Raw genomic sequence first — 15,665 nt, 5'->3', positions numbered from 1 at the left:
TAGATGGCTAAGACATGAAGACCGATCCCTCGTGCCCCCGGTGTGGACGCGCGGTCCGGCCCCCGGGGTTGTGGACCAGCGCCTGGCAGTGTGACGCCCACGGCCCGGTCAGTCCGCTCCAACCGGTGCGCACACCCAACACGTCCGCGCTGGAGGCGTTGCTGCCCCAGTCCCGGGTCCCCGTGTGGGTCCCGTGGCCGCTGCCCACGGGGTGGGTGGTCACCGGATTCGCCGAGGCCGGTGACGACCGCAGCGGAGCCCTGGGCATCGCCGTCGCCCTCTCCGGGCCGGACCCGCTGGGCGGTGTCGGCGAGGCCGTCATCGTCGCCGAGGCCCCCGGAGTCGGACTGGGCGCCCGCCTGGCCGGACTGGAGGGCCCCGACCCCGGCGACGGCCTCGACACCCGGGCCGCCGACGCCAAGGTCCGCTTCGAGGGACACGAGATCCCGCTGTGGAACCTCGATCTGGGCCGCGACCGCGCCGGATACACCGGCGAGGCGCTCTCCCAGTGGCTGTGGGTGATCTTCGCCTCCGCCGACACCGCCCTGCTGATGTGCGAGATCAACGCCCTGCGCGATCTGCGCGACATCAACGACGGCGGCGTCGCCTTCGAGCCGCCCTTCGGCGCCCCCAGTCCCTTCCTCTCCGGAGAGCTGGCGCCCCGGTCGCCCTGACCCGGGTGGCGGCCTGCCGACGGCCCTCCGGCCGATCAGGGCGTGCCGGGGCGTCGCGCGGCGAGGTGGGCGCCCGCGGAACACGCCCTAGTACGATCACCCGGTGACACGTATCGACCTGCACTCCCACAGTTCCGTCTCCGACGGCGGCGATTCGCCGGCGGAGGTCATCGAGTACGCGGTCGCCGCGGGTATCGACGTCCTCGCCCTCACCGACCACGACACCGTCGGCGGTATCGCGTCGGCGGCCGAGGCCCTGCCGCCCGGGTTCACCCTGGTACCGGGGATGGAGCTGTCCTGCGCCTATCGGGGTTCCAGCGTCCACCTGGTGTCCTATCTGTTCGACCCGGACCACCCCGGCCTGACGGAGGAACTGCGCCGGGTCCGCTCCGACCGGGCCTCGCGCGCCGAGGAGATGGTCCACAAGCTCCGGGCCCAGGGCGTTGACGTGACCTGGGAGCGCGTGCTGGAGATCGCCGGCGCCGGACACGAGGAGTACGCCGACGCCAACACCATCGGCCGCCCCCACCTGGCCCGCGCGATCGTGGAGGTGGGTGCCGCCCGCAACGTCCAGGACGCCTTCGACCGGTGGATCGGCTCCGGGGGACCCGCCTACGCCTCCCGGTACGCCATCGACCCGGTGCGCGCGGTCGAGCTGGTCCGGGCCGCCGGAGGGGTCTGCTCCCTGGCCCACCCGGCCCGCGCCGAGGGCGCCCTCAACGGGGAGGTCCCCCTGGAACTGGTCGAGCGCATGGTCACCGCCGGACTCGGCGGCATCGAGGCAGATCACCCCTCGCACAACCGTGAGCAGAGCCGCCACTGGCGCGGGGTCGCCGCCGACCTGGGCGTCGTGGTGACCGGTTCCAGCGATGACCACGGCTCGCTCACCGGGCACCGGCTGGGCGCCCGGACCACCGCGCCGGAGGCGTTCGAGGAACTGGTGGCGCCCGCCACGGGAGTACCCCTGATCAGGGGTTGAGACTGTCGGCGCCCGCCCGGGGTTCGGTACGGTACGGACCATCGCGCGCGGGCGCGACAATGGTCGCAGCATAACCACCCATATCGAACGAAGCGAAAGGTCTGACGCCGTGTTCTGGAAGCGGAAGCCGAAGAAGCAGGACGGCCCGGAGGCCACCGATTCCGCTGCGGAGGTCGCGGTGGACGACAAGGAGGCCGTCGAGGAGACCGGGGCCGAGGGGACGGCGAAGGCCGACACCGAGGTCGTGGCCGCCGAGAAGGAGACCTCCGCGAAGAAGGACGAGGCCGAGGAGGCCGCGGCCGAGACCGACGGCGGCCCCGACACGGACGTCGACGCCGAGGAGAAGGCGGAGGAGACCGAGAAGGCCGACTCCGACGACGCCACGGAGGACGACGCCACAAAGGACGAGGCCGCGGAGGTCGTGGCCGCCGAGAAGGCGGTCCCCCACATCTTCGCCGACGAGACCGAGGAGACCGGAGTCACCGGCCCCGACTCCGACGGCGTCACCCGCGTCCGCACCGCCGGCACCTTCGAGTTCGACGACGAGAAGTTCGATTTCGTCGGCAACACCTGGATCGTCGACGCCGACGACGAGGGCGTCATCGTCATCGACCCGGGCCCCGACGCCGAGGCCGTCCTGGAGGCCGTGGGCGAGCGCGACGTCTACCTCATCGCCTGCACCAACGCCTACAGCCCGCACATCGAGTCGGCGGTGAAGATCGCCGAGGAGACCGAGGCCTCGATCGCCCTGCACCCGCGCGAGATGCGCCTGTGGCGGCGTCTGCACGGCGCCGAGCACCGTCCGGACGTCGAGGTCGAGGGCGGCGGTTCCATGACCGTCGGCGACCTCCAGATCGACGTCCTGCCCCTGCCCGGCACCTCCACGGGCACGATCGGCTTCTCCATCAGCCAGCTCGGCGTCGTCTTCTCCGGCGACACCCTGCGCAAGGGTGAGCCCGGCATGGTCGGCAACACCTACATCGACTACACGACCCAGCTCGCCTCCATCGGCGAATCGCTGCTGTCGCTGCCGCCGGACACCCGCATCCTGCCCGACCGCGGCCCCGCCACCACCGTGGCCGCCGAGGGCAAGAACTTCGACACCTGGGTCTGACCCCCGCGACGCGCCCCGGCCCGCGAAGGGGCCGGGGCGCGTCCGTGTGCGGGAGGTCAGCGACGGCCGACCGACTCCACCCCGTTCCAGAACGCGGTGAACGCGCTCGCCGTGGTCTCGGGGGCCTCCACGTTGGGGGAGTGGCCCGCGCCGGGCACGACGATCCGCCGGGCGTCCAGCCGTTTCGCCATGTCCTCCTGCGCGGCCGGCTCCCAGGCGTCGTCGTTCTCGCCGTAGACCACCAGGGTCGGCAGCTCCAGCGCGGCCAGCTCGTCCACCCGGTCGCGGGCGCCCAACAGGTCCTCGGCGCAGCGCAGCAGGCCCAGCGCGCTGCTCTCGACCAGCCGGTCGTGAAGGAAGGAACGCACGTGCTCATCGGGGGTGCGCTGCCGCGCCTCGGCGTCGAACCGCTCCTCCCACAGCTCTTCCAGCCGTTCCCGGGAGGGATCCATGGACAACGCGGCGATGAGGGATCGGACGCGCATCGCGCCCTGACCCTGGAGGGCGGCGGGACCGCTGCACAGCAGCGTCAACGACGCCAGGTCGACCATCCCGCTCAGCGCGGTCTCGCGAGCCACCAGACCGCCGAAGGAGTGCCCCACCAGGTGGACCGGTGCGCGGCCACCGACGAGTTCGACGACCTCGGCCACGGTCTCGCCCAGCGAGGACAGCCGGTAGTCGGGGCGCTGCGCGCCCGGTGGCGGGGTGAGGGTCTCCGGCCCCGGGGACGCGTAGGTCCCGGGCAGGTCGATCGCGACCACCTCCCGACCTGCCTGGGCGAGGGTCTGGAGGACCGCGATGAAGTCCTCCTTGCTGCCGGTGAAACCGTGCACGAGCACGGCGGGCGACAGCTCCACGCCCCCGGAGACGGGCAGTGCCCGCAACGCCGCCACCGGGCCGTAGGACAGGTCGAGATCGACTCGACGCACGCCGGGCGGCAGGTCGAGGAACTTAGGTGTACTCACGTCGGGTCACCCTAGACGATGACGGCCCGGTCCGTTGCGGACCCGGCCGGGGGCCGTGCGCGCCGGCGCGGTGCCTTCGGGCACCGCGCCCGCTCGGCGCCGTGGCACCCGGGGTGGGGCCACGGCCTCGGCGTTCGGTCAGGTGTTCTCCGGGTCACGGCGGACGGCCGCGCCACTACGGGTGCGACGGCGACGGCGGACCTTGCGGGCGCCCTCACCGCCCTCGGCCTCGCGCGAGGGCGCGGCGGGGGCCTCGGTGCGCTCGGCGGCGGGTGCGGCCACGGGGGCCTCGGCACCCTTCACCGCGCTCTCGCCGGAGCGGGTGCGACGACGCGGTCGACCGCCCCTGCTCCGCCGGCGGCTCTCGTCGCGCTCCTGGTCGCGACCGTGGTCCCGCTCGCGACGACCGCGCTGGACCCGGGGGCCACCGGTGTCACCGATGTCCTCGATCTCCTCGGCCTCAAGACCGGCGTGCTCGGCGCGCTTGTCCGCGGCCAACCGGCCCTTGGTGCCCGCGGGGATGCCGAGCGCCTCGAAGAAGTGCTTCGACGTGGAGTAGGTCTCCTCGGGCTCGTTGAACGGCAGGTCCAGTGCGGCGTTGATGAGCTTCCAACGCGGCATCTCCTGCCAGTCGACGAACGTGATGGCGGTACCGGTGCGTCCGGCCCGGCCGGTGCGGCCGATCCGGTGCGTGTAGGTCTTCTCGTCCTCGGGGGTCTCGTAGTTGACGACGTGCGTCACGTCGTCCACGTCGAGTCCGCGGGCGGCCACGTCGGTGGCGACCAGGATGTTGATCTTGCCGTTGCGGAAGGCCCGCAGGGCCCGTTCGCGCTGGCTCTGGCCCAGGTCGCCGTGGACGGCGGCCACGGCGAAACCGCGGTCCTTCAGTTCGCCCGCCACCCGGTCGCAGGCCCGCTTCGTCTGGCAGAAGACCATGCTCTGACCGTGGTCCCGCGACTGGATGAGACGGGCGAGCATCTCGATCTTGTCCATCTGGTGGGTGCGGAACGCGTGCTGGGCGATCCGGCTGGTGATGGCCGAACCGTCGATCTCGTTGTCGTCACCGGCCCGCACGTGGGTGGGCTGCCGCAGGTACTTGCGGGACAGGGAGACGATCTCACTCGGCATGGTCGCCGAGAAGAGCATCACCTGGCGCTCGGTCGGGATCTTGGTGAGAATGCGCTCGATGTCGGGCAGGAAGCCGAGGTCGAGCATCTTGTCGGCCTCGTCCAGGACCACCGCGCCGACCCCGTCGAGCCGCAGGTGCTTCTGGTTCTCCAGGTCGAGCAGGCGGCCCGGGGTGCCGACGACGACGTCCACACCCTCCTTGAGGCCGTTGATCTGCGGCTCGTAGGAACGGCCGCCGTAGACGGTCAGGATGCGGGAGCCGCTGCGCTTGCCCGCTGTGGTCAGGTCCGCCGCGACCTGGATGGCCAGCTCGCGGGTGGGGACGACGACCAGGGCCCGGGGGCTCTTCGACGTCCCGGGGGTCTGCTGCGCCCGCTGGAGCAGGGGCAGGCCGAAGGCCAGGGTCTTACCGGTACCGGTACGGGCCTGTCCGATGATGTCGCTGCCGCCGAGTGCGATCGGCAGGGCCAGTTCCTGGATGGGGAAGGGTTCGATGATCCCCTCCGCCTCCAGGGCGTCGGCGAGTTCCACGGTCACACCGAGGTCGCGAAAGGTGATCCGGGGTTGCTGTGTGTCTTCTGTGATGCTCAGGGCTCAGGCCTCCATCTTGGCGGTGACGCGAGTGGCGTCGCCGCGTCGGGATCGCGGTCGCGGGCGGCTTTCGAGGGCCGCCGCGGAAGGCGCGGCTCGCCGTCCGTTCCGGGGGAACGGTGCGGCGGCGCTGCCGTCGGATCCGTGGCCCGGGGGCTCCCGGCCGAATATCGGATCCATCCGCTCGGCGCGCTCCCGTTTTCCATCGGGGGCCCGCCGTGGGTCGTCGGGTTCGTTCGCGCGGCCTTCGGCCACCATCGGGTGACCGGGTCGCGCGGCGGGTGCGGCGTTCGTACGACGCCGCCGCGTGCGGGAACGTCCCCGCGTGCGTTGAGGAGAGGTCCGTTTCGGCCGCACACGCAGGTCGTCACGCAGAGTCTAGCCGGTGCCCCGGCCGATGGACATGGACGTTCACCGGGCCGGACGGACGACTTGGACCTACCCGTCCCCAGCACGTGCAACCGCACCGTCGGAACGTTTAGTCCCCGGTTCGGTGTGAGAACCGCCGAGCGATACCCTGGCGGGCATGACCAAAGGCCCCTCTGTGAACCCCGGTGTGATCGACCTCCTCGGCCTGTTGGCCTACGCCGAGCTGGGTTCCTTCTTCCGGCTCGCCGGTGACGCGGTCTTGGCCCCGACCCTGCGCGGCAAGGGCCGGCTGGCCGGTCTGGCCGCCACGGAGCAGTCGCACTACCAGGTGCTCCGCGACCGGCTGGAGGAGCTGGGGGTCGACCCCGAGGAGACCATGGCCCCCTTCGTGGAGCCGCTGGACGCCTGGCACGCGCGCACCGAGCCCAAGACCTGGTTGGAGAGTCTGGTCAAGACCTACGTCGCCGACGGCATCGCGGGGGACTTCTACCGCCGCGTCGCCGAACTGGCCGACGACGAGACCCGGGCCCTGGTCGAGGGGGTGCTCGCCGAGACCGGTCGTGCCGAGTTCGTCTCCGAGACGGTGCGCGAGGCCCTCGCGCAGGACCCGGTCCTGGCCGGTCGACTGTCGCTGTGGGCGCGCCGCCTGGTCGGCGAGGCGCTCAGTCAGGCCCAGACGGTCGCCGTGGACCGCCCCCGACTGGCCGCGCTCCTCGCCGAGGGTGTGGAGAGGCCGGGGGACTCCGGGGAGGGCGTCACCGGCCTGGGCGATCTGGCCGCGGTGAGCCGCATGTTCGCCTCCCTCACCGACCGGCACGCCGCCCGCCTGGAGGCGATGGGGCTGAGCGCCTGAGCCGGGCGCCCGCGGGGCTGCGACCGGGCTTCCGTCCGTGTCGGGATTCACCGTCGGGGGCGACCCCCTCTGTTCTGTACGGGTTCTTGACCCGCGCTTGGGGACACTCTGGTCAAGAGCGGGTAATTTCCAACACTTTCGTGACGATCAGTTGGGGCCCGGACGTAAACTCGATGACGATTCCCGTGTCTCGACCACCCCGAGTAGGTACTTCCATGCCCCGTGGGACCTCCGTGCGCCACCCGCTGGCCGGACTCACCCGTGACTTCCATCGGATCGGCCCCCTGGACGGCCGACTCGCCCCCTGGATGTGCGCTGAGCTGGACCAGCACGCCGCACAGGTGTGCGACGGCATCGTCGCCGCCGGCGGCGAGGTGACCGCCCGGACCCTCGGCACCTACCTCCACGGTTTCCTCGACGGGTGCCTCGAACGCGGCTGGGATTCCGCGGCCGTCGAGTACGACTGGGAGACCCTCCGTGTACTCGCCATCTGCCGCTTGGCGAAGGAGCGCGGTTTCGTCCGCTAGGTTGTTGCCATCCGCAGGCACCGATGTGACCGACGACGCGCTCTTCCTCTCGGTCACCCGCCCCGCCCCGTTCACCGGCGAGAATCCCCTTCACGGGCTTAGGCTGGGAGCATGGGCGAGCCCACGGCGGCCGGAACGCGACCCGGGATCGGAACCGGGCGCGGGGCACTGCGGAATGCAACGTGGGATCCACGGTGTTATGCCGGTCCGGAGTGGACCGGACACCGTGACTGGCGGAGCGGCCCGCGGGAGCCGCGAGAAAGGAATGGCGAATGAGGAGCGGTCGGCATGGGGCGGCGCGCCCACCGGTCGGCGTCCTGATCCAGCAGGATCGCGTCGACTTCGCGCTTTTCGCACTGATCTTCGTCGTCGCGCTGGCCTCCATGGCCTTCAGCGGTCCCGGCAGTGCGGTCTTCTGGCTGGCGCTGGTGCCCATGGTCGCCACCGTGGTCCTGGCCTTTCGGCGGATCGAGCACCTGTCCCGCCTGGAACTGCGCGACTCGGAGTTCCTCTAGGTCGCCGGCACGGACGACATCGGAGACGACGGGAGGGCGGGGCCGTGAGGCCCCGCCCCTCCCTTATCTCCCTTGTCTTCTCCGTCCGATACCTCTCCGATATCCGGCTCCTTCCTCCTCGACAGCACTCCTGATGCGCCTGTGACCCGTCAGGCGCCGCCCTCGGTGCGTTCGCCCGTGCTCGCCCCGGCCCGGCGGGGGCTCTCGGCGGGCGTCGCGGTCCCGGCCGCGGGACGGCCCATGGCGGCCTTGTGTCCCGCCTGGTAGCTGCTCTGCTCGGCGATGCGGCCGGTCTCCTCCTCGGCCCGGTTCAACCAGTGTTCCCAGCGGCTCTGCATCGGTCGGATCAGACCACCGCCGACACCGACCACGAGGATGCCTCCGACGGTGGCCAGCACGGCGATGAGCACCGGCGTGGTCACGGTCGTGGCGATGCCCATCTGGTTGAGCGCCGCGATGACACCCAGGGCCAGGATGGCCACACCCGCGATGTTGCCCAGCAGGCGGCCGTAGGACAGCCCCCCGAGCGCTCCGCTGATGATGTCCCTGACGGCCTTGGCGATCATCGCGGTCACGACCACGATGATGAGCGCGACGATGCCGCGCGGCATCCAGGCGATGACATCGTTGAGAAGCGTGCTCACCGGGTTCGGTCCGAAGACGTTGAACGCGAGCGTGAACACGAACAGCAGGGCGACGTAGTAGATGATCTTCCCGCACAGTTCGCTGGCGCTCCAGCGGCTGCGCTCGAAGTACTCGCCCACCCCGCCGCGGTGGAGCGCGCGATCCAACCCGGCACCGTGCAGGCCCTTGGCGACGGCCTTGCCCACGAGCCAGGCGATGAACCAGCCCACCACGAGGATGATGAGAAAGCCGATCAGCAACGGCACGAAGGCCGCCACTGACTGCCAAGCGGTCGACAGACCCTGACCCACGTCCATGACGTCTTCACCCCCAAGTCGCTCGCTCCATTCGGTCGTACCGAAAGGTCGCCGTCAGAAAGCGGCGAAGAGAGGCGCGGTGCCCCTCAATCCGGCGATACCCGGAGCGCTCGTTTCAAATCATTTATCGAGGGCTGATCAGGGGTATTGCTTTTTCTTTGTCCTTTGTTGGCTAAGGCGGGGGTGACAAATGTTTTCCAGGGGAGGAGAATCCGCCCGGAAGGTGGTATCCCGGACGTGCCGAGGGGCCCCGGGCGCGTACACTCGGGGCCCCTCGGCACGTCCGTGTCCCGACCCTCGCGGTCGGTCGTGCGGGGTCAGGACCCCCGCACCTCCTCGCCGCCGCGGTGCAGGTCCCAACCGCTGATCCCGCGCCATGCCAGGCGGGCCACCAGGAGCTCGGCGGCGTCCTTGGGCACCGATCCCCGCGTGTTGATCCAGTAGCGGGCGCTGGTCTCGGCCATGCCGACCAGGCCGATGCTCAACAGGTGCGCCTCCTCGTCGGAGATGCTGGTGTCCTGACGGATCACCTCGCCGATGAGTTCGGCGCAACGCTGGAACGTCTGCTCGCTCTTCTCGCGCACGGCCGGCAGATTGCGCAGGTCCGATTCGAAGACCAGGCGGAACGCCTCGCCGTCGCCCGCCACGAAGTCGAAATAGGCGCGGAAACTGGCGATGACCCGCTGGCGGTTGTCATCGGTGCTCTCCAGCGCCTCGCGCTGTTTTTCGACCAGGGCCTCGGAGTGTTCCTCCAGCAGCGCCAGGTACAGCTCCAATTTCCCCGGGAAGTGCTGGTAGAGCACCGGCTTGCTGACACCCGCGCGGTCGGCGATCTCGTCCATCGCGGCCGCGTGGTACCCGCGGGCGACGAAGACCTCCTGCGCCGCGGCCAGAAGTTGTCGGCGGCGCCTGACCCGGGGCAGACGGGTGCCCCGGGAGCGGGCGTCTGAAGGAGCTGTCACACCCACACCCTCCGAACTCGGCATGGCAGATGCACGCCATCATCGGACATCTGCGTGGCTAACACCGTCGCACACGTCATCGGCTCATGACACGCCCCACGGCTTTTCGGCCATCTTACTCCTGCGTAAGTTCCCTGTGACATAGGTGTTCCCCCGACCACGGCGCGCGCGGCCCGGGGGCGGGGTCACCGGTGCTCATCGTCGTCGCCCCCGGCTTCGCGGAGCTGTTCCACCACGTCGGCCTCGTTCGCGGTGGGGAAATCCTCGTTCTCGGCGCGCTCCAGCCAGTCCTCGTCCCCCGTCTCGGTGGCCGGCAGTCGCTGCTCGGCCGCGTCGGCCTCGGGGACCGCGGCGATCGGGTCCTCCCCGGGCGCGGGACGTGTCCTCGGATCTTCGGTCACGGGTCCTCCCAACGTCGTCGGACGTACCGCCGACACTACCCGCCGCCCGCCCGACGCAGGGGGAGGCGAACGCCGGGAGCGGATCGGCGGGTCAGGTGGGTCCGCCCCGCACGACGTGAGCGGGTCGGAGGCGCGTGTCACGTCTCCCCGGGCTGGGAATGGAAAACCCCACCCGTTAGGTTGGGTATGAGTGCAAGCACGCTTCGCGCCCCGCGACCCCCGCACCCGTGGTCTTCCTTCGGGCGGTGTGAAGCATCACGAATCAGACATGAGGAGTCACCGTGTCGCTGCCGCCGCTGGTGGAACCAGCTGACGAGCTGACCGTGGACGAGGTGCGTCGCTATTCCCGGCACCTGATCATCCCCGACGTGGGCATGGACGGGCAGAAGCGCCTGAAGAACGCCAAGGTGCTCGTCGTCGGCGCGGGCGGCCTGGGTTCCCCGGCGCTGCTCTACCTCGCCGCCGCGGGCGTGGGCACGCTCGGCATCATCGACTTCGACGTCGTCGACGAGTCCAATCTCCAGCGCCAGATCATCCACGGCCAGAGCGACGTCGGCCGTCCCAAGGCCGAGTCGGCCCGCGACAGCGTCAAGGAGGTGAACCCCAACGTCGAGGTGATCCTCCACCAGGACCGCCTGGACTCCGACAACGCCCTGGAGATCCTCGCGGACTACGACCTGATCCTGGACGGGACCGACAACTTCGCGACCCGCTACCTGGTCAACGACGCCGCCGTCATCCTCGACAAGCCGTACGTCTGGGGTTCCATCTACCGCTTCGACGGTCAGGTGAGCGTCTTCTGGAACGAGTACGGGCCGCAGTACCGCGACCTGTACCCGGAGCCCCCGCCGCCCGGTATGGTCCCCTCCTGCGCCGAGGGCGGCGTCCTGGGAGTGCTGTGCGCCTCCATCGGTTCCGTCATGGTCAACGAGGCCATCAAGCTGATCACCGGCATCGGTGAGCCGCTCGTGGGCCGGCTGCTCATCTTCGACGCCCTGGAGATGAGCTGGCGCGAGGTGAAGATCCGCAAGGACCCCGACACCGAGCCGGTCACCGAGCTCATCGACTACGAGGCCTTCTGCGGCGTCGTCTCCGACGAGGCGACCCAGGCCGCCGCCGGGTCGACGATCACCGCCGGCGAGCTCAAGGAACTCCTCGACGTCAAGCCCGACGAGATCTTCCTCGTGGACGTGCGGGAGAAGAACGAGTACGAGATCGTCAGCATCCCGGGCGCCACGCTCATCCCCAAGGGCGAGTTCCTCAACGGCAAGGCCTTCGAGAAGCTGCCCCAGGACAAGCGCGTGGTCCTGCACTGCAAGTCGGGCGTCCGCTCCGCGGAGGCGCTGGCCGTGGTCAAGTCCGCCGGTTTCGCCGACGCGGTGCACGTCGGCGGCGGCGTCCTGGCCTGGGTCAACCAGGTCGACCCCAGCCTGCCCGCGTACTGACCCGGTCACCTCCACCGCTCGGACGGCGTCGGGATCTCCCGGCGCCGTTCGCCGTATCCGGGGACGCGAGTGGGTACAGGTCTCTGCGAGGGCCGTCGACCGAGAGTCGGGGGCGGCCCGGCCGCAGGGAGGTGGCGCTATGCGCGAGAAGGGACGTCGGACGGACTGGGTGGCGATCGCCGCCGGTCTGGCCTTGGGGTTGAGCTTCCTCTGGCACGGGATGTACGGGTTCAGCGGGGGCGCGCTGTTCGTGCTCGGCCTGGGTGTCATCCTGGCCTCGGTCATCTCGCTCACCCGGCCCGGTGCGCTGTCCGGCGAACTCGCCGTGCTGGCCATCGGCGTACTGGTGTTCGCGATGCCGTGGCTCCTGGGTTACACCCACCTGCCCCTGGCGGCCTGGACCGCCTGGATCATCGGCGGCGGTATCGCCCTGCTGGGCGCCTACGGCCTGACGCAGGCCGGCCGGACCCGTCGACGCGACCCCGAATCCATGTGGGGCGCCAACGCGAACGAGATGCCCACCTGACCCGCGATCCCCGGGGCCGGCGCCGTACGGCGCCGGCCCCGACGCGCGTGTCGTCGCCCCCGGCTAGGGTGTGGCCGTGTTCATCGACGAGGAGGGCGGCCCCGACGACTACGCCGAGGAGGTCCTCGCCGTGGTCGAGCGGATCCCGCCGGGACGGGTGATGTCCTACGGCGACATCGCCGAGTACGTCGGGCAGGGCGGGCCGCGCCAGGTCGGCGCGGTCATGTCCGCGTGGGGCGGTGCCGTGCCCTGGTGGCGGGTGGTCCGCTCCGACGGACGACCACCCTCCGGCCACGAGGTGAGAGCCTTGTCGCACTACGCCGCAGAGGCCACCCCGATGCGCCCCGGAAGCGACCGGGTGGACATGCGACAGGCCCGATGGGACGGGGAAAGCGGAGGCTGAGGGCACCACCGGGGCGACGGAGCCCGTTCGGGACGGTCTGCACCCTCTGGTGAACTGGTGGGGTGAACACATCCCCGTACCGTCTCGTGCGGCGCCCCCACCGGGTGCAGCCGCCGCCGGTGCTGGACGAGAACCAACGCAAGGTCGTCGACCACGAGGGCGGCCCCCTCCTGGTGCTCGCCGGTCCCGGCACCGGCAAGACCACCACCATCGTCGAGGCCGTCGTCGACCGCATCGACAACCGGGGCGTGGACCCCTCCCGCGTCCTGGTGCTCACCTTCGGCCGCAAGGCCGCCCAGGAGTTGCGCGAGCGCATCACCGCCCGGCTGCGCCGCACCACTCGCGAACCGCTCGCCCTCACCTTCCACGGGTACGCCTACGCGCTCATCCGCCGTGAGTTCCAACGGATGGGCGACCGGCCGCCCCGCCTGCTGTCGGGGCCCGAACAGCTCATGGAGGTCCGCGAACTCCTGCGCTGGGAGGCCGCCGACGGCGGCGCCGACTGGCCCGAACGGCTGCGTCCGGCCCTGGAGACGCGCGGATTCGCCGAGGAGCTGCGCGACTTCCTCATGCGCGCCGAAGAGCGCGGCCTGGGCCCCGACGCCCTGGCCCGCCTCGGCCGCGAACGCGGCCGTGACGACTGGGAGTCCGCGGCCGGCTTCCTGTCCCGTATGAACGGCCGGTTCGACATCGCGCCCGTGCCCACCCTCAACTACGCCGAACTCGTCCGGATCGCCGCCGGTCTGCTCTCCGATCCCGAGGTGCAGGAACGCGAGCGCTCCGCGCACGAGATCGTGTTCGTCGACGAGTACCAGGACACCGACCCCGCCCAGGAGGAGCTGTTGCAGGCCCTGGCGGGGGACGGCCGCGACCTCATCGCCGTCGGCGATCCCGACCAGTCCATCTACGCCTTCCGCGGCGCCGAGGTGCGCGGCATCCTGGAGTTCCCGCACCGTTTCCCCACCGTGCGCCGTGGGCCCGCCCCGGTGGTGGCGTTGCGCACCTGTCGCCGCAGTGGTGCGGACCTGCTCGCCGTCAGCCGCGCGGTCACCCGGCGTCTGCCCGCCGTCGGCTCCGCACCCGGCCACGTCAACGAACACCGCGCCCTGGCCCCCGCCGACGGCGTCCCCCCCGGGCGGGTGCGCCTGCTCATGGCCGACAGCTCCACCCAGGAGGCGGCGGTCATCGCCGACACCCTGCGCCGCGCCCACCTCGTGGACGGCGTCCCCTGGTCGGACATGGCGATCCTGGTGCGCTCCGCCACCCGCCAGCTCCCGGTGCTGCGCCGTGCCCTGACCGCCGCTTCGGTGCCCGTCGCGGTCGGCGCCGACGAACTCCCCGTGGCCGCCGAACCCATCGTGCGGCCCCTGCTGGCCCTCATCCGGTTCGGGCTGAGCCCCGGGGAACTCGACGACGACACCGCCCGCGACCTGCTCACCGGGCCCTTCGGCGACGCCGACGCCATCGGCCTGCGCCGGCTCACCCGCGCCCTGCGCCGCCTGGACCTGGACCGGGCCGCCGCCGAACGCGGGAACGGCGCAGGCGAGGGCGGCTACCGTCCCGCCGCCCGTCTCCTCGTCGACGCCCTGCGCGAACCCGCCGACCTCACCCTGATCGAACCCGAGGTGGCCGCACCGGCCGTGCGCATCGCCACCGCCCTGGCCACCGTCCGCGAGCTCGACGCCCGGGGCGCCGACGCCGAGCAGGTCCTGTGGCGGTTGTGGCGCGACAGCGGTCTGTCCGACCGGCTGCTGCGGTCCAGTCTCGCCGGGGGACGCCGGGGCGCCGCCGCCGACCGCGACCTCGACGCCGTGGTCGCCCTGTTCGAGAGCGCCGCACGCTACTGCGACCGGCTCCCTCCCGGCACCCCCGAGGGGTTCCTCGCCGACCTCGCCGCCCAGGAGATCCCCGGCGACAGCCTCGCCGAGCGAGCCCCGGAGGGCGAATCGGTGCGCATCCTCACCGCCCACCGGTCCAAGGGACTGGAATGGGGACTGGTGGTGGTCGCCGGCGTCCAGGAGGGCGACTGGCCCGACCTGCGTCTGCGCGGCTCCCTGCTGGGGGTGGAGGAACTCATCGACGTCGACGTGCACACCGCCGACTCCTCCGGCGCCGCCATGGCCTCCAAGCTCCTCGACGAGGAGCGACGCCTGTTCTACGTCGCGCTCACCCGTGCCCGGCACACCCTCGTGGTCACCGCCGTGGGCGGCGAGGACGCCGAGGAACGCCCTTCCCGCTTCCTGAACGAGATGGGCGTCGGCGACCCCGAACCCGTCGGCACCGGCGTGCGCTGGCTGTCGCTGCCCTCCCTGGTCGCCGACCTGCGTTCGGTCGTCACCGACCCGAGCGCGCCGGGCGCCCTGCGCGACGCGGCCGCCGTCCACCTGGCCCGCCTCGCCGAACAGGGGGTGCGCGGGGCCGACCCCGCCGAGTGGTACGCCCTCACCCCGTTCTCCGACGACCGACCCCTCGCCGACGAGGGCGACACGATCCGGGTCTCGCCCTCCCAGGTGGAGAGCTTCACCAACTGCCAGCTGCGCTGGCTCCTGGAACGCGCCGCCGGGGCCTCCTCCGGCGACTCCGCGTCCGCGCTGGGCACCATCGTGCACGCCGTCGCGGTCCTGGTCGCCCAGGGCACCGCGCCGGAGGACATCGACCGGCGCATGGACGAGATCTGGGTCGACCTGGACTTCGGCGGCCCGTGGCAGTCCGACAAACAGCGCGAACGCGCCGACACGATGGTCCGCAAACTCCTCACCTGGGACGCCGACAACGACCGCGAACTCGTCGTCACCGAGGAGGGGTTCAAGGTCGAGGTCGGCGGTATCGAGATCACCGGCCGTGTCGACCGGCTCGAACGCGACGAACGGGGACGCGCCGTCGTCGTGGACATCAAGACCGGCGCCGCCAAGGCCGAGGACCTCGAACGCCACCCCCAGCTCGGCGTCTACCAGATGGCCGTGCTCAAGGGCGCGTTCGCCGAACTCGGCCTCACCGAGCCGGGCGGGGCGATGCTCGTCCAGCTCGGCGAGAAGCTCAAGGCCGCCCGCGAGCAGGTTCAGGCACCCCTCGGCGAGGACCCCGACCCCCGGTGGGCGCAGGACCTCGTCGTCGGCGTCGCCACCGGTATGGGCGGCTCCCGATTCACCGCCACCCGCAACAAGGGATGCAGGTCGTGCGCCGTGCGCGCCTGCTGCCCGGTTCAGGACGAGGGCAGACATGTCTGAAGCCCCCCCCCCCCCCCCAACCCCCCCCCCCCCCCCCCCCCCCCG

Annotated in this window: 15 protein-coding genes; 10 read left to right on the top strand and 5 right to left on the bottom strand. The window is 71.4% G+C overall.

Going from position 1 to position 15,665, the window contains the following annotated elements; translation table 11 throughout:
• The first annotated feature begins 14 nt into the window (after positions 1-14).
• From RM479_RS24935 to RM479_RS24925, 3 genes are all read left to right on the top strand, one after another.
• Positions 15-674, top strand: a complete 660-nt coding sequence (locus RM479_RS24935) for a DUF6758 family protein (protein ID WP_311514136.1) — start codon at positions 15-17, stop codon at positions 672-674.
• Between the two features lie 103 nt (positions 675-777).
• Positions 778-1,653 (top strand): PHP domain-containing protein, encoded by an 876-nt coding sequence (locus RM479_RS24930; RefSeq protein WP_311514135.1) that lies wholly within the window; start codon positions 778-780, stop codon positions 1,651-1,653.
• Positions 1,654-1,762: 109 nt separating this feature from the next.
• The gene (locus RM479_RS24925) at positions 1,763-2,767 is read left to right on the top strand and encodes an MBL fold metallo-hydrolase (RefSeq protein ID WP_311514134.1); all 1,005 of its coding nucleotides are present in this window, start codon (positions 1,763-1,765) and stop codon (positions 2,765-2,767) included.
• Between the two features lie 56 nt (positions 2,768-2,823).
• Here the strand turns inward: RM479_RS24925 and RM479_RS24920 are convergent, their stop codons facing one another.
• Together RM479_RS24920 and RM479_RS24915 are read right to left on the bottom strand one after the other, a co-directional pair.
• The gene (locus RM479_RS24920; protein ID WP_311514133.1) at positions 2,824-3,732 is read right to left on the bottom strand and encodes an alpha/beta fold hydrolase; all 909 of its coding nucleotides are present in this window, start codon (positions 3,730-3,732) and stop codon (positions 2,824-2,826) included.
• 138 nt (positions 3,733-3,870) lie between these two features.
• On the bottom strand, positions 3,871-5,397 hold the full coding sequence (locus tag RM479_RS24915; RefSeq protein ID WP_311514132.1) for a DEAD/DEAH box helicase: 1,527 nt from the start codon (positions 5,395-5,397) through the stop codon (positions 3,871-3,873).
• A 580-nt stretch (positions 5,398-5,977) separates the two neighbouring features.
• Between RM479_RS24915 and RM479_RS24910 the strand changes: the two genes are divergently transcribed.
• The 3 genes from RM479_RS24910 (at position 5,978) to RM479_RS24900 (ending at position 7,715) form a co-directional block, all read left to right on the top strand.
• Entirely contained in the window at positions 5,978-6,673 is a 696-nt protein-coding gene (locus RM479_RS24910; RefSeq protein ID WP_311514131.1) for a ferritin-like fold-containing protein, read from the top strand.
• 215 nt (positions 6,674-6,888) lie between these two features.
• Positions 6,889-7,200, top strand: coding sequence for a DUF6401 family natural product biosynthesis protein (locus RM479_RS24905; RefSeq protein WP_274808684.1), 312 nt, complete (start codon positions 6,889-6,891; stop codon positions 7,198-7,200).
• 272 nt (positions 7,201-7,472) lie between these two features.
• Entirely contained in the window at positions 7,473-7,715 is a 243-nt protein-coding gene (locus RM479_RS24900; RefSeq protein ID WP_274808683.1) for a hypothetical protein, read from the top strand.
• 149 nt (positions 7,716-7,864) lie between these two features.
• On the opposite strand, the gene RM479_RS24895 is transcribed toward RM479_RS24900, so the two are convergent.
• The 3 genes from RM479_RS24895 to RM479_RS24885 form a co-directional block, all read right to left on the bottom strand.
• Positions 7,865-8,656, bottom strand: coding sequence for a mechanosensitive ion channel family protein (locus RM479_RS24895; protein ID WP_311514130.1), 792 nt, complete (start codon positions 8,654-8,656; stop codon positions 7,865-7,867).
• Between the two features lie 317 nt (positions 8,657-8,973).
• Positions 8,974-9,618 (bottom strand): TetR/AcrR family transcriptional regulator, encoded by a 645-nt coding sequence (locus RM479_RS24890; RefSeq protein WP_311514129.1) that lies wholly within the window; start codon positions 9,616-9,618, stop codon positions 8,974-8,976.
• A gap of 185 nt (positions 9,619-9,803) precedes the next feature.
• Positions 9,804-10,019 carry a hypothetical protein gene (locus RM479_RS24885; protein WP_274808680.1) on the bottom strand — a complete coding sequence of 72 codons (216 nt, stop codon included), beginning with the start codon at positions 10,017-10,019 and terminating at the stop codon, positions 9,804-9,806.
• 281 nt (positions 10,020-10,300) lie between these two features.
• Here RM479_RS24885 and moeZ point away from each other — a divergent pair, with 281 nt between their 5' ends.
• The 4 genes from moeZ to RM479_RS24865 all read left to right on the top strand — a co-directional run bounded on the left by moeZ (position 10,301) and on the right by RM479_RS24865 (position 15,620).
• Entirely contained in the window at positions 10,301-11,464 is a 1,164-nt protein-coding gene (gene moeZ, locus RM479_RS24880) for an adenylyltransferase/sulfurtransferase MoeZ (protein WP_311514128.1), read from the top strand.
• A gap of 139 nt (positions 11,465-11,603) precedes the next feature.
• Positions 11,604-11,990, top strand: coding sequence for an SPW repeat protein (locus RM479_RS24875; RefSeq protein ID WP_311514127.1), 387 nt, complete (start codon positions 11,604-11,606; stop codon positions 11,988-11,990).
• Between the two features lie 76 nt (positions 11,991-12,066).
• Complete coding sequence (locus tag RM479_RS24870) at positions 12,067-12,393, top strand: MGMT family protein (protein WP_311514126.1); 327 nt, start codon at positions 12,067-12,069, stop codon at positions 12,391-12,393.
• Positions 12,394-12,479: 86 nt separating this feature from the next.
• Positions 12,480-15,620, top strand: coding sequence for an ATP-dependent helicase (locus RM479_RS24865; protein ID WP_311514179.1), 3,141 nt, complete (start codon positions 12,480-12,482; stop codon positions 15,618-15,620).
• Positions 15,621-15,665 lie beyond the last annotated feature (45 nt).

The sequence above is a fragment of the Nocardiopsis lambiniae genome, assembly GCF_031845465.1.
GTDB lineage: Bacteria > Actinomycetota > Actinomycetes > Streptosporangiales > Streptosporangiaceae > Nocardiopsis > Nocardiopsis lambiniae.
This window is presented reverse-complemented; position numbering and strand designations above follow the sequence as displayed.